The organism is Bradyrhizobium sp. (assembly GCF_016213215.1).
GTDB lineage: Bacteria > Pseudomonadota > Alphaproteobacteria > Rhizobiales > Xanthobacteraceae > Bradyrhizobium.
On record NZ_JACRAW010000111.1, the window covers coordinates 1 to 14,804 of the forward strand.

Here is a 14,804-nt window from a genome sequence, read left to right on the forward strand (position 1 = left end):
GCTCACCGACGCCGGCGCGCAATTGCGCGGCGGTCGCGGGGCGTTCGGCCCACATCCGCACCGATGTCTTTTCGTCGCTGAAGGAGATCAGCGCGTGCACGGGACCTGCCGGTTCGACATCGAGCGAGAAGCGCGCCCGCCCTACGCGCTTGCCCGGCTCGGCCTCGTTGCCGCCGCCGTCGCGCGAAATGGTGAACTGCGCCATCGCCGTCCCCTGCGGGGTCGCGAAGGGAACTTCGAAATTCCATTGCGGCGTGGGTGTGTCGATGCGCTGGCCGGCCGTATCGATGCGATCCGGCAGCGAAGCGACCTGCAGCAGCGTCTGTCGCGCGATGGCCGCATCGGTGTTTTCGAGCAGGTGACGGGCGACCGTCGGCAGCTCCGCGTTCGGGCCGATCGAGGCCGCCGCAACCGGTTGCGCCGAAGGCAGCGCGCCGCGGAATGGCGGCGGCGCAATGCCGTTTGCAGCACCGTCGGTGCTACTCGTGTTCGGCGGCATGACGCTGTCGGGCCGCGCATCGACCGCCACGCGCGCAATCTCCTGCCCGGCCTGTTGCATGAGGCTCATGGCAGTACCCGCCGCCATTGCGCGCGGCAGGTTGTTCATCAGTTTCTCGGTCAGAACCAGATTTTGCCGAGCCGCGGTTTCGGCTGCCGCAGCGGTCGCAGGCGACGGTTGCGGCTGCGATGGTGATTCCGGCCGCCCTTGGGCTTGCGCTTGGCCGGGTCCGACTTCGATTTGCGGCACCAGCGGCGGGGCCACTTCGACCGTGATCTTGCCCGATGATGGCGCGGCATTCGGGGTCGACGAGACAACGACGCCTGATGCCGTAGCCGGCGCCTCCTGCGCGGCCGGCTGCGGCACGGTCGCCACCGCACCAGCGGTACTAGTCACGGGCGAAGCTGCGAGCGAGGTGGTCAGCGCCTGACGAAGCACGATCAGCGCCGCCTTCAGATCGGGGACGCCCGTGTTCGGCAACGCCCCCGATGCCAGCGAGGCTTCGAGGAACAGCCCGGACTTCTGGAATGCCGCCTGGATCTCCACGCCGCTCAGCTTCGGATCGAGCGGGGTCTGCTGCGCCAGCACCTGCAGCACCGCCTGCTTCAATGCCGGCGGCAAATTCGCGGCCGCCGCGGCAAGATTGGCAAACAGCGGCGCCTGACTGCCCTGCTGGACAGCTGCGGTTTCCGAGGCCACCACCACCGCGATCTGCTCGATGGGCGTCAATACGTTGCGCGCGAGGGCGGCGTTCGAGCCGGGCATCACCGCCATGCCCTTTTCCATCGCAGCAGCGGCGGCAAGCATTTTGGGGCTCAGGGCAACGGTATCGGAAGGCGCGCCGGTCCCTGCTCCCGAGCTGGAGCCAGCCCCTGAGTCAACGATCGAGAGCCGGATGCCGCCGTCATTCTCCGACACCGCAAGCTGCAGGTTCTGACCCGGATTCAGCGGCACCTGCGACATGACGTCGAGGGACATGTTGGCGATGGAAATGCGAACCAGGTTTTCGGCAAGAACACCGAGCACCTTCGCGCTGATCACCGAGCCCGGCTGCAGCACGAGGCTGGAGGTGACCGCATCCGCCCCCTGGGCGACGGCGCTTACCGCATTGGTCGGACTGACAGGCGTGATCGGCATCTTGGGCTCGCTAAAGAGAGAACCCTAGCCCTGACGTCGTAAACCTCTCGTTAAGGACCTTAAGGTTGCGGCGGATTCATGCGGTTGAGCAGCTCGACAGCCGCCGTGAAATCGACCAGCCGGGCGGCGCGGCGTTTCGCGGCCTCCTCGTCCACCCCCCACTGATCGGCGTTCCAGTCCTCATCGACATGCGCGGCCGCCCAGGCCTGGTCGGGGTCGCGTACGCGATGGAGCAGCGCCAGCGCCAGCAGCGCCGAGCCCGTGACCGTCGTGACCACGTGCAGCGCCGCGATCGACCACGGATCTTCGGGCAACGCGCTGCGCGCCGCCTCGACTGCCTGCTCGGGCTGGCTGACATGCACGATGCCTTCGGACAGGATGAAATGGGCCCCCAGCGCGTCGGCCGCCCAGAACAGCACCGGGTCCCAATGCGCGGCCTCCCGCGCCACCAGGCCTTCCGGGTGGCCCGCCCGATAGAACAACAGGTCCGACTGCAGATATTTCGCCACGTCGTCGCGGACGGCCTCAACGCGGTCGATCACTCCCTCGATCACGCTGTTGGCGAGACGCGTCAGCGGCATGCTCAGCGGATCGAGCGTCTCCTTCTGCGCCGCCCATTCGGCCGCGATCAAATCGGCCAGCTCGCGCGAGGGCACGCCAAGGCGGTGCCCGGACGGGGTGCGGACCGGCTTGCCGTCGAGCGCGATGGCAAAGCCGCCGTTTGCCTCGACCACGCCGGCTTCGGTATAGAAGCGCTTGCGCAGCGGCGTGCGGGAATTTCGCCGTGCCGCCTCCTGCGGATCGAGCGGGGACTTTCCCGCGACTTCATCAAACAATTCACGCATGTCGTTCTCGGCTGTTGTCGTCCGGTGTTAGACTGATCGGGTCGCGGCCTCGGTCCACCTCGCCCCGCTTGCGGGGAGAGGTCGGATCGCGTGAGCGATCCGGGTCAGGGGGACTCTCCGCAAGCTCCCCTGTGGAGACTCCCCCTCACCCCGACCCTCCAAGGGCGAGCTTCGCTCGTCTCGACCCCGCAAGCGGGGCGAGGGAGCGCACCGATCACGCGGTCATAGCCCAGCCCTGATCTCATCATGCTCAAGCCGTGCCTTGGCAAGATAAGGCGCCGAGCCGATAAAGCGAGCGGCGAAATAGAGGAATTCGCTGCCTTTTGGCTTGCATTATTGGTTGGCGCACATGCGCGAATAGGCGGCGCGTTCGGCCGGATTCATGCCTGCGGCGGCGGCATCATCGAGGCATCGCCTGATGCGATCCCCGAACGCGGGGCGCGCGCGGGGCCGGTAGTTGTAGCGCGGCGGCGCATCGAGCTCCGGGATGGCGGGAACCTCGATCCTGGGAGGCGGCGGCGGCGGAGGTGGCGGCGGATTGAAGGGCGAGGCCCCCGGCGGGATCATCACCTGCGCCATCGCGGGATTTGCGAGCGTCATGAGCAAGACTGCGGCAAAGATCTGTGACGTGTTCATTGAGAATATGTTGGGTGCCGTAGCGGTATTGCAATTCGAGGTCGCTCTTGGATTGCGGATCGCGCGCAACACCGTCATTGCGAGGAGCGCAGCGACGAAGCAATCCAGTTTCCATCACCACGGAGAGATCCTGGATTGCTTCACTTCGCTCGCAATGACGGAGCAAATGGCCTTCTGATTCGATTTTCAAAGAGCAGATACGCCTTCGCATTCTCGCGACGCGTTGCGTCCGAGGTTTGCTTTACTTCCTCACCCTCTTGAAGAGGGCGCAGGGAAGACCGGGTGCCCGCTGCACCCGCGGTCTCGTGTGCCATTGCGCAAAAGAAGCCGCCGACGACACCCGGCCTTCCCTGCGCAGTGGCTTTACGGCTTATACGTGATCTCCCCGGCGACGAATTCCTTTTGTCACCGTCGCTCCGCGAATTGACGACGCCTCGGCCCGGTTGGGCCAACAACGCCTCCACGGAGCTTGACTGCAGCAACGGTAGCCAGGACCACACGACTTCGCCATACGCGGCATCCGTTTCTCACCAAGAGCCTTCGAGGATAGTGCACACGCCTCGAAGGATTGGCGAGACGAACTTACAGCGCCGTTCGTCCTGCGCGCAGCGAACCACTCACGAGAAACCGCCCTGTGGTTCTAACCTCGCGCCGACGCTGCCGCGTCCACCGCATCCCGGCCCGCGTTTCGTGACGATAGCGATACGCCCCTCGTACCGGCCGGGATGAGGCGAACCATACGCCGAATCCGAATTCTGAAAAAGCGAATTATTTTCGCGGCAGGGGCTTGACGGGTTTTGAAGCGATTTGCCCGACAGGCACGCCCGTCACCCTGCCCGTTATTCCGGGGAGCGCCGAAGACGCGAGCCCGGGATTCATTCCTCCGCTGTGCGTGTTGCCCGACGGATTCCAGAGACATTGATCCAGACGATCCCGGATATCGCTTCGCTCCTCCGGGCTACGCGCAGGCTGCGCTTGCTTCGAGATGATCGAATGATGTGGCCTGTAGGGCACGAACCGACGCAGCCGCCGCCCTATTCCATTGAATGCCCAGGGGTAGATTGTCGCTGAAAAAGTCGACGGCTTTCGGGTCACGTCTCCTTGTTCTTGCGACGGCCCGCGACCGGGATCTTCGGCGGCTTCTCCGGTCTGTCGGGTCCCCACAGCTGACTGTAATAAGTGTCGGCCAGGTTGAGAGCGCCGATCGGGTTATGCGCCAGCACTCGATCCTTGGCCACCAGCACCGTGGTGAGACCCTGGGCGTGTTTGAAAAACAGGCTATCATGGCCGACGCAGAGGCCGAGCACGACGTTAAACTCGCAGCCGGCACGGTTGAGCAGCTCGGCTTGCCCTACGGGGTTGCAAATCGCCTCATAGTTGCCAGGGCGGATCTTGTCCTCGTCCTTGATGCCGAGTTCCTCCTTGGGGATGCCGCCGTGCTTGCAGGCAACAGAGGCGACCTCGAACCCATGACTCTCGAGGATGCCGCTCAGGACCTTGGCGTGATCGACAAAGCTGATGCAGGTGGCGATCCCTATTTTCTTGAAACCCATCCGCTTGGCAAACTCGCAAATCTCCTGGACACGCGTCCACTTGCAGTATCCCGCCGCCTCGACCACGGCAGAGACCTGGGAGATGTGGCGAACCTCGGCATCCTCGTATTTGCGGGCCGCGTCGTTGATGCCGTCCGGATCTACCTTTGTGGGGCAATACCCGGGACCACGTTCGGCCGATTCACCGGCGCGGCAGGCGCGCACATTGTCCGGGCAATATGCGCACGCAGGATCTACATACTTCATGCCGTGTCTCCGGCTTCGGGGATCGAGCCAAAATTTGAATGAGGTGCGTGGCTAGGAATGGAAACCACGCCAAAATGAAGCCCATGGAACGAACGAACAGCATTGACGTGGATCAACCGAGCCTATTGGCGCATGTTCCGGGCCTGCGCGTTCGCACGCCTCCCGGAATGACAGCGTGCAAGTTGATGGCGGCCACCGCATCTTTACGGCGGCGCCTGGCGCGAGATTCCGGGTCGAGCTAGCGCGCTCCGGAATAACTGCCCCTACTCCTCCGGCGCGTTCTCGATCGGGTCGAAGCGGGTGGTGTCGAGGCCGAGCAGATTCCACGACTGCTGCATGTGCGGCGGCAACGGCGCGCTGACGTCGATGACGCCGCCACGCGGATGCGGGATGACGATGCGGCGCGCCAGCAGGTGCAGCCGGTTCTGCAGGCCGCCCGGAAGCTGCCAGTTCTCGATGTTGAAATATTTGGGATCGCCGACGATGGCGTGGCCGATATGGGCCATGTGCGCGCGCAATTGATGGGTGCGTCCGGTGACGGGCTTCAGCGACACCCAGGCGAGCTTGCTGCCGGCGGTCTCGACCACTGCGTAATAAGTCACCGCGTGGCTGGCGCCCTCGTCGCCATGGGCGGCGATGCGCATGATGGTGTCGTCCTCGCCCTCTTCGCGCGCCAGAAAGGTCGAGATGCGGCCCTGCTTCGGCTTGGGCACGCCGGCAACCAGCGCCCAGTAGATCTTGCGCGTCGAGCGGCTGCGGAACGAGCCGGTCAGCGCGCTCGCGGCAAAACGCGTCTTCGCGACCAAAAGGCAGCCTGACGTTTCCCGGTCGATGCGATGGACGAGGCGCGGCTTCTGGCCCTTGGCGTCGCGCATCACCTCCAGCATCTGGTCGACGTGGCGCGTCATGCCCGAGCCGCCCTGCACCGCGAGCCCGGCCGGCTTGTTGAGCACGAGAACGTCGTCGTCCTCGTAAAGCGTCATCTCCTTGAGGGTCGTGAGCGTCTTCTGCGCGGCTTCGGAGAGCGCACCGGCCGCTTTCGGCGTCTCCAGCTTCAGCGGCGGAATGCGAACGCTCTGCCCCTCCTCGAGCCGGTCCTTAGAGTCGACGCGCTTGCCGTCGACGCGCAGCTCGCCTTTGCGCACGACGCGCTGGATGTGGGAGAATGACAGGCCGGGAAAGCGCGCCTCCAGGAAGCGGTCCACGCGCATGTTGTTCTCGTCCGCCGTGACGGTGACGGTCTGGACCTTGGTCGGCAGCAGCGCTTCGGTCGGCTTTTCCGGCGACGGAGCCGCCGGCCTGGGCGCGCGCTTCTCGACGCGCTCGGGCTCAAACCGCGGCGGCTTGCTCCCCGGCCGGGATGCCGGCTTGTGATCGCCATGCGGCCTGCTGCGGGACGGACGGGCGTCCTTTCGCTCATCGCGCGAGCGGGGTCCAGGGTTGGTTCTCTTGATGCGGCGGCTCATATCGCTTGCGTAGCCCAAAAGCGGAATCGGGTCACGGTGAAATGACGCGTCCAAATGCCTGAAGCGGCCCGGCGTCACATTGTGCTGCGCTCCCTCTCCCGCTTGCGGGGGAGGGCTGGGGTGGGGGCGCCGCCGCAGATACGGTGTTTCGTGTGGAGAGAGTGTGCCCCCACCCGCTGCGCTCTCCGAGCGCAGCGACCTCCCCCGCAAGCGGGGGAGGTAGAGCGGGCTTGCGTTCCAGCGACTCGACCAAATGCCGTCTCGCTCGGACTGCTCGTATGAGGCGGCTTCACCCGCCACCCCGCTCCTTGCGCAGTTTCGCCCAGTACTCCAGCCGCTTCCTGATCTCGCGCTCGAAGCCGCGCTCGGGCGGGTCGTAGAAGGTCTGGCGGCCGAGGGCTTCGGGGAAATAGTCCTGGCCGGAGAAGGCGTCGGGGGCGTCGTGGTCGTATTCGTAGCCGGCGCCGTAGCCTTCCGACTTCATCAGGCCGGTGGGCGCGTTGAGGACGTGCTTGGGCGGCAGCAGCGAGCCGGCCCGCTTCGCCGTCTGCATCGCCGCCCCATAGGCCTTGTACGCCGCGTTCGATTTCGGCGCGGTGGCGAGATAGATCACGGCCTGGGCGATCGCGAGTTCGCCTTCCGGAGAGCCGAGGAAATCGTATGCGTCCTTGGCCGCGTTGGCGATGACCAGGGCTTGCGGATCGGCGAGGCCGATGTCTTCCACCGCCATGCGGACGATGCGCCGCGCCAGGACAAGCGGGTCCTCGCCGGCGTCGAGCATGCGAGCGAGATAATACACCGCGGCGTCCGGATCGGAGCCGCGCACCGACTTGTGCAGCGCCGAGATCAGGTTGTAGTGGCCCTCGGCGGACTTGTCGTAGATCGGCGCGCGCCGCTGCAGGATGGCCTGCAACTGCTCGGCGTTGAAGATCTCGTCCTTGCGCGCCGCGCGCCACACCTCTTCGACCAGCGTCAAGGCGGCGCGACCGTCGCCGTCTGCCATGCGCACCAGCGTGGCGCGCGCTTCCGCGTCCAGCGGCAGTTTCCTGCCCTCGACCTCTTCGGCGCGCGCGAACAGCTTTTCGATGGCCGCGGCATCGAGCGAACGAAATACCAGCACACGCGCGCGCGACAACAACGCCGCGTTGAGCTCGAACGACGGATTTTCGGTGGTGGCGCCGACCAGCACCACCGTGCCGTCTTCCATCACGGGAAGAAACGAATCCTGCTGCGCGCGATTGAACCGATGCACCTCGTCGACGAACAGCAGCGTCCCCTTCCCGGTCTCGCGGCGCCCGCGCGCGGCGTCGAACGCCTTTTTCAGGTCGGCGACGCCGGAAAACACCGCCGAGATCTGCTCGAAATGCAATTCGGTCGCATCCGCGAGCAGCCGCGCCACCGTGGTCTTGCCGGTGCCCGGCGGTCCCCAGAAGATCAGGGAGCCGAGCGTGCGCGTCTCCAGCATGCGCGTGAGCGCGCCGTCGGGCCCGAGAATATGGTCCTGGCCGACCACGTCCGAGAGCTTGTGCGGGCGCATGCGGTCCGGGAGCGGACGCGGCGCATCCTGCTCCAGCCCCGCAGCAGCAAACAGGCTACCCGTATCCCGTGGTCGCTTCGCGCTCATCCGCCGAGCGTGACGTTGATCTGCTGGCCGGCGCGCACCAGCGTGATGCGCCACAGCCGGGACGAATTGCTCGCCGCCTTCTCCAGATCGGTGGTCCTGGCGATCTTCTGGTTGTTGACGGCGAGGATGATGTCGCCCTTCTGGAAGCCGACATTGGCGGCCGCAGCGCCGTCGCCGATCTCGGTGATGACCACGCCTTCGGTGTTGGCATCTATGCGCAGTTCGTCGGCAACCGCCGGCGAGATGTTGGAGACCTTGGCGCCCTGGAACGGCGAGCGCGCCGTGATGACGAGCTCGTTGCGGCCGGTGTCTGGCGCGGTCTCGAGCGGCACGGCCAGCCTGACCGGCTTTCCGTTCCGCTGCACGTCGATATCGGCGGTGCCGCCGAGCGGACGGGTGGCAAAGCGATAGTCGAAGGCGTTGGGATCCTCGACCGTCTGACCGCCGATCGCGACGATGAGGTCGGACGATTTCAGGCCGGCCCGCGACGCCGGGCTGCCCGGCACGACGCTGGCGACCAGCGCACCGGATGGCGAGCGCAGGCCGAGGCTGTCGGCGATATCGGGCGTCACCGCCTGGAGCCGCGCGCCCAGCCACGGCCGCTTCACCGCCTTGCCGCCGCTCTTGGCGGAGGCGACGACGACGCGAACCATGTTGGCGGGAATGGCAAAACCGATGCCCTGCGAGCCGCCGGAGCGCGAGTAGATCGCGGTGTTGATGCCGGCGAGCTTGCCGGTCATGTCGACCAGCGCGCCGCCCGAATTGCCGGGATTGATCGGCGCATCGGTCTGGATGAAGAACTGGTAGTCGGTGATGCCGACCTGCGTTCGCGCCAGTGCCGAGATGATGCCGTGGGTCACCGTCTGGCCGACGCCGAACGGGTTGCCCATCGCGAGCACGACGTCGCCCACCAGCAGTTCATCGGAATTGGTGAATTCGAGGGCCGGAAATCTCTCCCGCCCGTCCTTCAGCCGCAGCACCGCAAGATCGGTGCGCGGATCCTTGAGTACGATCTCAGCTTCGAACTCGCGCTTATCGGCCAGCGATACCTTCACCTGGTCCGCGCCTTCGATGACGTGGACGTTGGTGACGACCAGCCCGGAGGCATCGACGATCACGCCCGAGCCGAGCGAGCGCTGCACCTGCTCGGACTGACCGCCTCCCGGCACGCCGAAGAACCGGCGGAAGATCGGATCGTCCAGGAGCGGGTTGCGGTTCTGCACCACCTTGGCGGCGTAGACGTTGACCACCGCGGGCTGCACGCGCTGCACGATCGGGGCGTAGGACAGCCGGAGTTCCGCCGGCGAGGTCGGCACGCGGCGGTCCTGGGCGAGTACCGGCTGCGAAACAGCCACGGAAACGAGCAGAACGGCGAGACAACGGAGCAACTTCATGTGCGGGAAATCCTGGGAATCGGTCGGTCTGATATAGGCCGGAGCCGGTGTAGATAGAAGTGAGACGGAGCGGTAGGTGATCGAGCACCGGGATGACTTTGGCTTAATCGAGCGAGCCGTGAACCCGTTTCACCTCTCCCGCTTGCGGGGGAGGTCGCTGCGCTCCTAGAGCGCAGCGGGTGGGGGAAAACTCTCTCAACTCGAGCACTGTGAATCGGGGTGACACCCCCACCCCAGCCCTCCCCCGCAAGCGGGAGAGGGAGCGCAGTGCCACCGTGGTCGCAATCCGATGTAATCTCATCACGTTTAGGCGACACGTTCCGGCCCACTGGCTCTTAGAGTCCCCGGCGCGGGCGCGCACGATAGGCTTTCGTGGTGACTTTCGCCCCAGGCTTTGAGGATATCGATCACCGGACGCAGGCTCTCGCCGATTTCCGACAGGCAATATTCCACCCGCGGAGGCACCTCGGCGTAGACCTTGCGGATGATCAGCTTGTCCTCCTCCAGCGCGCGGAGCTGTTTGGTGAGCATGCGCTGGGTAATGCCCGGCATCAGGCGCCGCAGCTCGCCGAACCGCTGGGTGCCGCCCTGCAGATGGTACAGGATGACGCCCTTCCATTTGCCGTCGATCAGGTCGAGCGTCGCTTCCACCGCGCAGCCGGGCCGGCGCGCGAAATTCCGCCGTTTCATCGGGATTTCCCAATAGTATCCAAACAGGGACTATATCCCCCAATTTACAGTACTTGCCAAATGGACGCCAGAGCGACAGGTAAGGCGCGCACAGGCGATCACGCCATTCGGATGGAGAGAACAGCCATGAAGGCCGTCGGCTACAAGAAGTCGCTTCCTATCGAGGACGCACAAGCCCTGATCGATTTCGAGATCGCAAAGCCCGAGCCGGGACCACGGGACATCCGAGTTGCCGTGAAGGCGATTTCCGCCAATCCCGTCGACTACAAGGTGCGCAAGCGCGCCGCGCCGCCGGAAGGCGAGTTCAAGATCCTGGGGTTCGACGCGGCCGGCGTCGTCGATGCGGTCGGGTCCGAGGTCAGCCTGTTCAAGCCGGGCGATGAAGTGTTCTACGCCGGCTCGGTCCAGCGCCAGGGCACCAATTCCGAGTTCCACCTGGTGGACGAGCGCATCGTCGGCCGCAAGCCGAAGACGCTGTCCTTCGCCCAGGCTGCCGCCCTGCCCCTCACCTCGATCACCGCGTGGGAACTCCTGTTCGATCGGCTCGGGGCGGTGCCGGGTAAGAGCGTCGATCCACGCACGCTTCTGATCACCGGCGGCGCCGGCGGCGTTGGCTCCATCCTGATCCAGCTCGCGCGCCGTCTCACCGGGCTTACCGTCGTCGCAACCGCAACGCGCCCGGAATCGAAAGAATGGTGCCTCGATCTCGGCGCCCATACGGTGATCGACCACGGCAAGCCGATGAAGGCGCAGATCGAGAGCTTGAGGCTGCCGCCGGTGGCGCTGGTCGCCAGCCTCACCTTCACCGACCAGCACTACAAGGCGATCGCCGAACTCATGGCGCCGCAGGGCAAGTTCGGGCTCATCGACGATCCGCCGGAATTCTCCATCGCTGCCTTCAAGGGCAAGGCGATCTCGATCCACTGGGAATCGATGTTCACGCGCTCGTCGTTCCAGACGCCCGACATGATCGCGCAGCATCGTCTATTAAACGACGTCAGCGATCTCATCGACAAGGGCGTGCTGCGCACGACGGTTGCCGAGACGTTCGGCACCATCAACGCCGCGAACCTCAAGCGCGCGCACGCGCTGCTGGAGAGCGGCAAGTCGCGCGGCAAAATCGTGCTGGAGGGGTGGTAGGCTAAACGCTCTCCGGCGGCCGCCAGATATCGCGGCTACTTCGCCTGCGCGGCCGCCTGGATCGCCTTCCAGTCGAATTTTTCGGCAAGCGCCAGCGCTTCGGCCTCGGTGATGCCCTCATAGGCAAAGCTGAACATCGCGGCGTTGCCGAGCGACACCATGAGTGTGCCGGACTTGTCCTTGGTATTGAAAGTCTTCAGGACGGGCATACCGCGCATCGTCTCTGTGACCATGTGACCTTCGGTGGTCTGTATATTCAGCCCGGTCTGGATCGGCGCCAGCGCTCCCTCGGCGGCCTGGCCGATCACGACAGAGGCGTGAGCCTGCGCGGGACCGCGCTCGTAGTTGCGCGTTGCGGTGGTCATGGCGGCACCGGACATTTGCATGGACATCCCGTCCGGTTTTTCGCCCTGCCATCCGGCCAGATCAACCAAAAGGGGCAGGAAACGTTGAAACGGCTGGTCCGCGCGCGCAAACGAAAGCGGCCACAAGATCGAGAGTATGGCCAAGAGTGAAAGGATCGCAGGCCGCCGTCTAATCATCTTTTTTTCCCCAGGAGTGGTTTCGCGCGGCACCATAACGACCCGCCACACCGCTGCAAAGCCTGGGACCCCAATCCGCGCGCATAGCGTCACTCGATGCCAGCCGGCAGGCCTACCGACGCACCGCCATTGAACGAGAATCGAGCCGGATGAGTCTAAGCCCGCGAGTGCGAGCGGGAATCATCCGGAGTTGCGAATGGCCGAGTATCTGTTGTCGATGGCCGAAGCCTTCCAGCGCTTCATGCCCGAGGTCGACGACATCGCCTGCCGAACGATGACCTACTCTCGCCTGAACGAGTTCAAGGCGGGCGTCGTCGAAGGCGACATCGTCGTGGCCAAGGAGGGAATGGTTCTGACCACCGAGCTGGTGTCGGCCTTCGAGAACGAGCGGCTAGGCGCCTTGTTCGTGACAGGCTCCCTGCTCGCCCCCAACGCCACGATCGCCGAGCCGGAGATAGAATGGTCGCCCCTTCTCAAGGTGAAAGGTAACGTTGTAACGAAAAATCTCTGCCTTGCCGGCAGCGCCTCGGAGATCGACGGCGACGTGACTGCCGACGGAGTCCTGTTCGGCTTCTACAATCACGGCCAGATGCGAATTCGCGGCACGACGAAGGCCGAGCTGATTCTTGCTTCTGACTACGAGTTCATCTTCGACGGCCCGGTCGAGCGCAAACATGTCGCAAGCTGGGACGGGCGCCTGAACATCCCCGTCGACTACGAGAGAGAACGCCTGGACCGCATCCTCGTGCCTGCGGTGCTCGATGAGACGAACTTTATCCATGATGATGTCGTCCTCGATCGTCTGTCCCGCGGCCTGCCGATTCTTCGCCCCGAGGCTGAGATCGGCTCACAGCCGCAATTGCAGCTTTCCGAGAAGGGCGAAGCGCGGCTCACCGAATTGCGCGCCCGTCGACACCGTGGTGAGGAGATCACAAGGCTGGACTTCAAGGAGTGCGGCCTCCGTTTCGCTCCGGATCAGCTCAAGGAGTTCGCGGGCGCCCGCGAACTCGTACTGTCGAAGAACCGCATCAGGAAGCTGCCGGCGTGGATCGGGAGTTTCGCACAGCTCGAGGTCCTGAAGCTGGAAGATTGCGGGCTTGCGACGCTGCCGCGCAAGGTCGCGCAACTGCCGCGCCTGCGCCGGCTGGAGTTGGCCGAGAACCCCATCAAGTCGTTGCCGTTCGGCCCTGACAGTTTTCGCGCCCTCGAGATTCTTTCCATAGGCGAAATCTATTCCAGTCGCTCGGCCGATTTCACCGCCAATCTCGACCTGTCGCTCTTTCCCTCGCTCAGGGTCGTCGAGCAGCGCTACGAGATCGACGCGATCGAATATCGCGACAGCCACGATCTTTGGAACAACCCGCAGCTGGAGATCCTCGATATCGGCTGGGCGGCGCTGACGCACGGCCTTCCCGCCGGGCTGTTGCGGGCGAAAAATCTGAGGGCGCTCGCCACAAAGGTGAACAAGGCGCAGCTCAACTCGGTGCTCTGTCGCATGCCGGCGTTCGAACGCCTCGAATATCTCGCGATCGGCTATACGGATCTCAGCAGCAGGCAGCTGTCGCAGCTTCATGACGCCCTTCCGCGCGCTTTCATCAGCTGCTCGAGCGTCGACGGCAAGCACGACTATGATTTCCCCGAGTGGGAGCGGCTTTCACAGGCAGAACGAGATTTCAGGGACGATCGCACTGCGGAAGCCCTCGCCGCGCTGGACGAAATGACGTCCTCCCTCGACCTGCGCCGACCTCTCGTACCCTTCAGGCTGCATGCCAAGCTGATGATGCTTGCGGTCAAGGTGCGGTGGGTCGCGGCCGACGAGGAACAGGATCGCGGCCGCCGGCAGGCGATGGCGGAGAGCGCGCTGCAATGGGCGGATCGCGTGCTGTCCATTCTGCCGGCAGGCGCCGAAGGGTGCTGGTATCTCGATGCGCACGAACTGTGGCTGGTCCGTCTGCAATGCTTTTATGGCCGCGCCGTCGGCCATGCGCTTCGAGCGAGCCCCGATCCGGTTGCCGCAACCGCGGCGCTCGACGCGGCGCAGGAAGAGGTCGATCGCTTCCTGCTGCCGGTCCTTCGCGACGGCAAGGAAACCGCCATCATCCGCAGCCTGCGCGCCCGAATACCGGATTAGCCGTGAGCGCAAACGAAAAGCGGCGCCCGAAGGCGCCGCTTTGAAAATCGATGGCGATGCAGCTTACGCCGCTTCCGCTTCCTTCTCCTGCGTCGGGCCGGAATCCTGACCCTTGGCATCGACGTCGCGATCGACGAACTCGATCACGGCCATCGGCGCGTTGTCGCCGTAGCGGAATCCCGCCTTGATGATGCGGGTGTAGCCGCCCTGGCGGTCCTTGTAGCGGGTGGCCAGCGTGTCGAACAGCTTCCTGACCATGTCGACGTCGCGCAGCTCCGAGATTGCCTGACGGCGCAGGGCGAGGCCGCCCTTCTTGCCGAGGGTGACGAGCTTCTCGACGATCGGGCGCAGCTCTTTCGCCTTCGGCAGCGTGGTGACGATCTGCTCGTGCTTGATGAGCGAAGCCGCCATGTTGGCGAACATCGCGCGCCGGTGCTCGGCGGTGCGATTGAGTTTGCGATGAACCTTGCCGTGACGCATGATCTATTCCTTACTTTCCATTTGTCGCGACGGGTCGTCGGACACGTTGCTCAGGTGGGCTGCCTGCGTTCGCCCGGGGGAGCCATGGCCGGGAGTGCCCCGGCCACGACATGACTCTCTCTTAAACTTCCGGGGCCTCATCCTTCGAGACGCGGCAGGGCCGCTCCTCAGGATGAGGGTTGGACCTCATGGTGAGGAGCGCGTCAGCGCGTCTCGAACCATGAAGCCCGTAAAGCCTCAGTAATGATCCTCGAAGCGCTTGGCGAGCTCGTCGATGTTTTCCGGCGGCCAGCCCGGCACTTCCATGCCGAGGTGCAGACCCATCTGGGCCAGCACTTCCTTGATCTCGTTCAGCGACTTGCGGCCGAAGTTCGGGGTGCGGAGCATTTCCGCTTCCGACTTCTGCACGAGGTCGCCGATA

The 14,804-nt window shown here is 64.8% G+C and carries 14 protein-coding genes; 3 read left to right on the plus strand and 11 right to left on the minus strand.

From position 1 onward, the window contains the following. The 3 genes from HY852_RS19280 to HY852_RS19290 form a co-directional block, all read right to left on the minus strand. Window positions 1-1,636 (minus strand): flagellar hook-length control protein FliK (locus tag HY852_RS19280; protein ID WP_291606389.1); only part of this gene is annotated, 1,636 nt, incomplete at its 3' end. A gap of 59 nt (window positions 1,637-1,695) precedes the next feature. After that, window positions 1,696-2,481, minus strand: coding sequence for an ATP12 family chaperone protein (locus HY852_RS19285; RefSeq protein ID WP_291606390.1), 786 nt, complete (start codon window positions 2,479-2,481; stop codon window positions 1,696-1,698). 333 nt (window positions 2,482-2,814) lie between these two features. Continuing rightward, window positions 2,815-3,081: a hypothetical protein gene (locus tag HY852_RS19290; protein ID WP_291606391.1), complete on the minus strand. Its 267-nt coding sequence runs from the start codon at window positions 3,079-3,081 to the stop codon at window positions 2,815-2,817. On the opposite strand from HY852_RS19290, the gene HY852_RS19295 reads away from it, so the two are divergent. Continuing rightward, window positions 3,080-3,295, plus strand: coding sequence for a hypothetical protein (locus tag HY852_RS19295; RefSeq protein WP_291606392.1), 216 nt, complete (start codon window positions 3,080-3,082; stop codon window positions 3,293-3,295). The genes HY852_RS19290 and HY852_RS19295 overlap by 2 nt on opposite strands. Before the next feature lie 913 nt (window positions 3,296-4,208). Here the strand turns inward: HY852_RS19295 and HY852_RS19300 are convergent. From HY852_RS19300 to HY852_RS19320, 5 genes are all read right to left on the minus strand, one after another. After that, entirely contained in the window at window positions 4,209-4,916 is a 708-nt protein-coding gene (locus tag HY852_RS19300) for a DUF1847 domain-containing protein (protein ID WP_291606393.1), read from the minus strand. 263 nt (window positions 4,917-5,179) lie between these two features. Then, complete coding sequence (locus tag HY852_RS19305) at window positions 5,180-6,382, minus strand: RluA family pseudouridine synthase (RefSeq protein WP_291606394.1); 1,203 nt, start codon at window positions 6,380-6,382, stop codon at window positions 5,180-5,182. Between the two features lie 289 nt (window positions 6,383-6,671). Continuing rightward, window positions 6,672-8,006, minus strand: a complete 1,335-nt coding sequence (locus HY852_RS19310; RefSeq protein WP_291606395.1) for a replication-associated recombination protein A — start codon at window positions 8,004-8,006, stop codon at window positions 6,672-6,674. Continuing rightward, window positions 8,003-9,400: a DegQ family serine endoprotease gene (locus HY852_RS19315; RefSeq protein WP_291606396.1), complete on the minus strand. Its 1,398-nt coding sequence runs from the start codon at window positions 9,398-9,400 to the stop codon at window positions 8,003-8,005. Before HY852_RS19315 ends, HY852_RS19310 begins: the two co-directional genes overlap by 4 nt. Window positions 9,401-9,706: 306 nt before the next feature. Next, complete coding sequence (locus tag HY852_RS19320; protein WP_291606397.1) at window positions 9,707-10,090, minus strand: helix-turn-helix domain-containing protein; 384 nt, start codon at window positions 10,088-10,090, stop codon at window positions 9,707-9,709. Between the two features lie 126 nt (window positions 10,091-10,216). Between HY852_RS19320 and HY852_RS19325 the strand changes: the two genes are divergently transcribed. Next, window positions 10,217-11,230: a zinc-binding alcohol dehydrogenase family protein gene (locus tag HY852_RS19325; RefSeq protein ID WP_291606398.1), complete on the plus strand. Its 1,014-nt coding sequence runs from the start codon at window positions 10,217-10,219 to the stop codon at window positions 11,228-11,230. Between the two features lie 35 nt (window positions 11,231-11,265). Here HY852_RS19325 and HY852_RS19330 read toward each other — a convergent pair whose 3' ends face one another. Beyond that, window positions 11,266-11,808, minus strand: coding sequence for a hypothetical protein (locus tag HY852_RS19330; protein ID WP_291606399.1), 543 nt, complete (start codon window positions 11,806-11,808; stop codon window positions 11,266-11,268). 160 nt (window positions 11,809-11,968) lie between these two features. Here HY852_RS19330 and HY852_RS19335 point away from each other — a divergent pair, with 160 nt between their 5' ends. Beyond that, entirely contained in the window at window positions 11,969-13,903 is a 1,935-nt protein-coding gene (locus HY852_RS19335) for a hypothetical protein (RefSeq protein ID WP_291606400.1), read from the plus strand. A 63-nt stretch (window positions 13,904-13,966) separates the two neighbouring features. On the opposite strand, the gene rplQ is transcribed toward HY852_RS19335, so the two are convergent. Further along, on the minus strand, window positions 13,967-14,383 hold the full coding sequence (gene rplQ / locus HY852_RS19340) for a 50S ribosomal protein L17 (protein WP_291606401.1): 417 nt from the start codon (window positions 14,381-14,383) through the stop codon (window positions 13,967-13,969). Between the two features lie 237 nt (window positions 14,384-14,620). Beyond that, window positions 14,621-14,804 (minus strand): DNA-directed RNA polymerase subunit alpha C-terminal domain-containing protein (locus tag HY852_RS19345; protein WP_291606402.1); only part of this gene is annotated, 184 nt, incomplete at its 5' end.

What these genes read in the sequence shown, in the direction of transcription:
- HY852_RS19300 (WP_291606393.1), bottom strand. Translation starts at nt 4,916, where the DNA reads ATGAAGTATGTAGATCCTGCGTGCGCATATTGCCCGGACAATGTGCGC.
- HY852_RS19290 (WP_291606391.1), bottom strand. Translation starts at nt 3,081, where the DNA reads ATGACGCTCGCAAATCCCGCGATGGCGCAGGTGATGATCCCGCCGGGG.
- HY852_RS19325 (WP_291606398.1), top strand. Translation starts at nt 10,217, where the DNA reads ATGAAGGCCGTCGGCTACAAGAAGTCGCTTCCTATCGAGGACGCACAA.
- HY852_RS19285 (WP_291606390.1), bottom strand. Translation starts at nt 2,481, where the DNA reads ATGCGTGAATTGTTTGATGAAGTCGCGGGAAAGTCCCCGCTCGATCCG.
- HY852_RS19305 (WP_291606394.1), bottom strand. Translation starts at nt 6,382, where the DNA reads ATGAGCCGCCGCATCAAGAGAACCAACCCTGGACCCCGCTCGCGCGAT.
- HY852_RS19315 (WP_291606396.1), bottom strand. Translation starts at nt 9,400, where the DNA reads ATGAAGTTGCTCCGTTGTCTCGCCGTTCTGCTCGTTTCCGTGGCTGTT.
- HY852_RS19320 (WP_291606397.1), bottom strand. Translation starts at nt 10,090, where the DNA reads ATGAAACGGCGGAATTTCGCGCGCCGGCCCGGCTGCGCGGTGGAAGCG.
- HY852_RS19310 (WP_291606395.1), bottom strand. Translation starts at nt 8,006, where the DNA reads ATGAGCGCGAAGCGACCACGGGATACGGGTAGCCTGTTTGCTGCTGCG.
- HY852_RS19295 (WP_291606392.1), top strand. Translation starts at nt 3,080, where the DNA reads ATGAGCAAGACTGCGGCAAAGATCTGTGACGTGTTCATTGAGAATATG.
- HY852_RS19335 (WP_291606400.1), top strand. Translation starts at nt 11,969, where the DNA reads ATGGCCGAGTATCTGTTGTCGATGGCCGAAGCCTTCCAGCGCTTCATG.
- rplQ (WP_291606401.1), bottom strand. Translation starts at nt 14,383, where the DNA reads ATGCGTCACGGCAAGGTTCATCGCAAACTCAATCGCACCGCCGAGCAC.
- HY852_RS19330 (WP_291606399.1), bottom strand. Translation starts at nt 11,808, where the DNA reads ATGGTGCCGCGCGAAACCACTCCTGGGGAAAAAAAGATGATTAGACGG.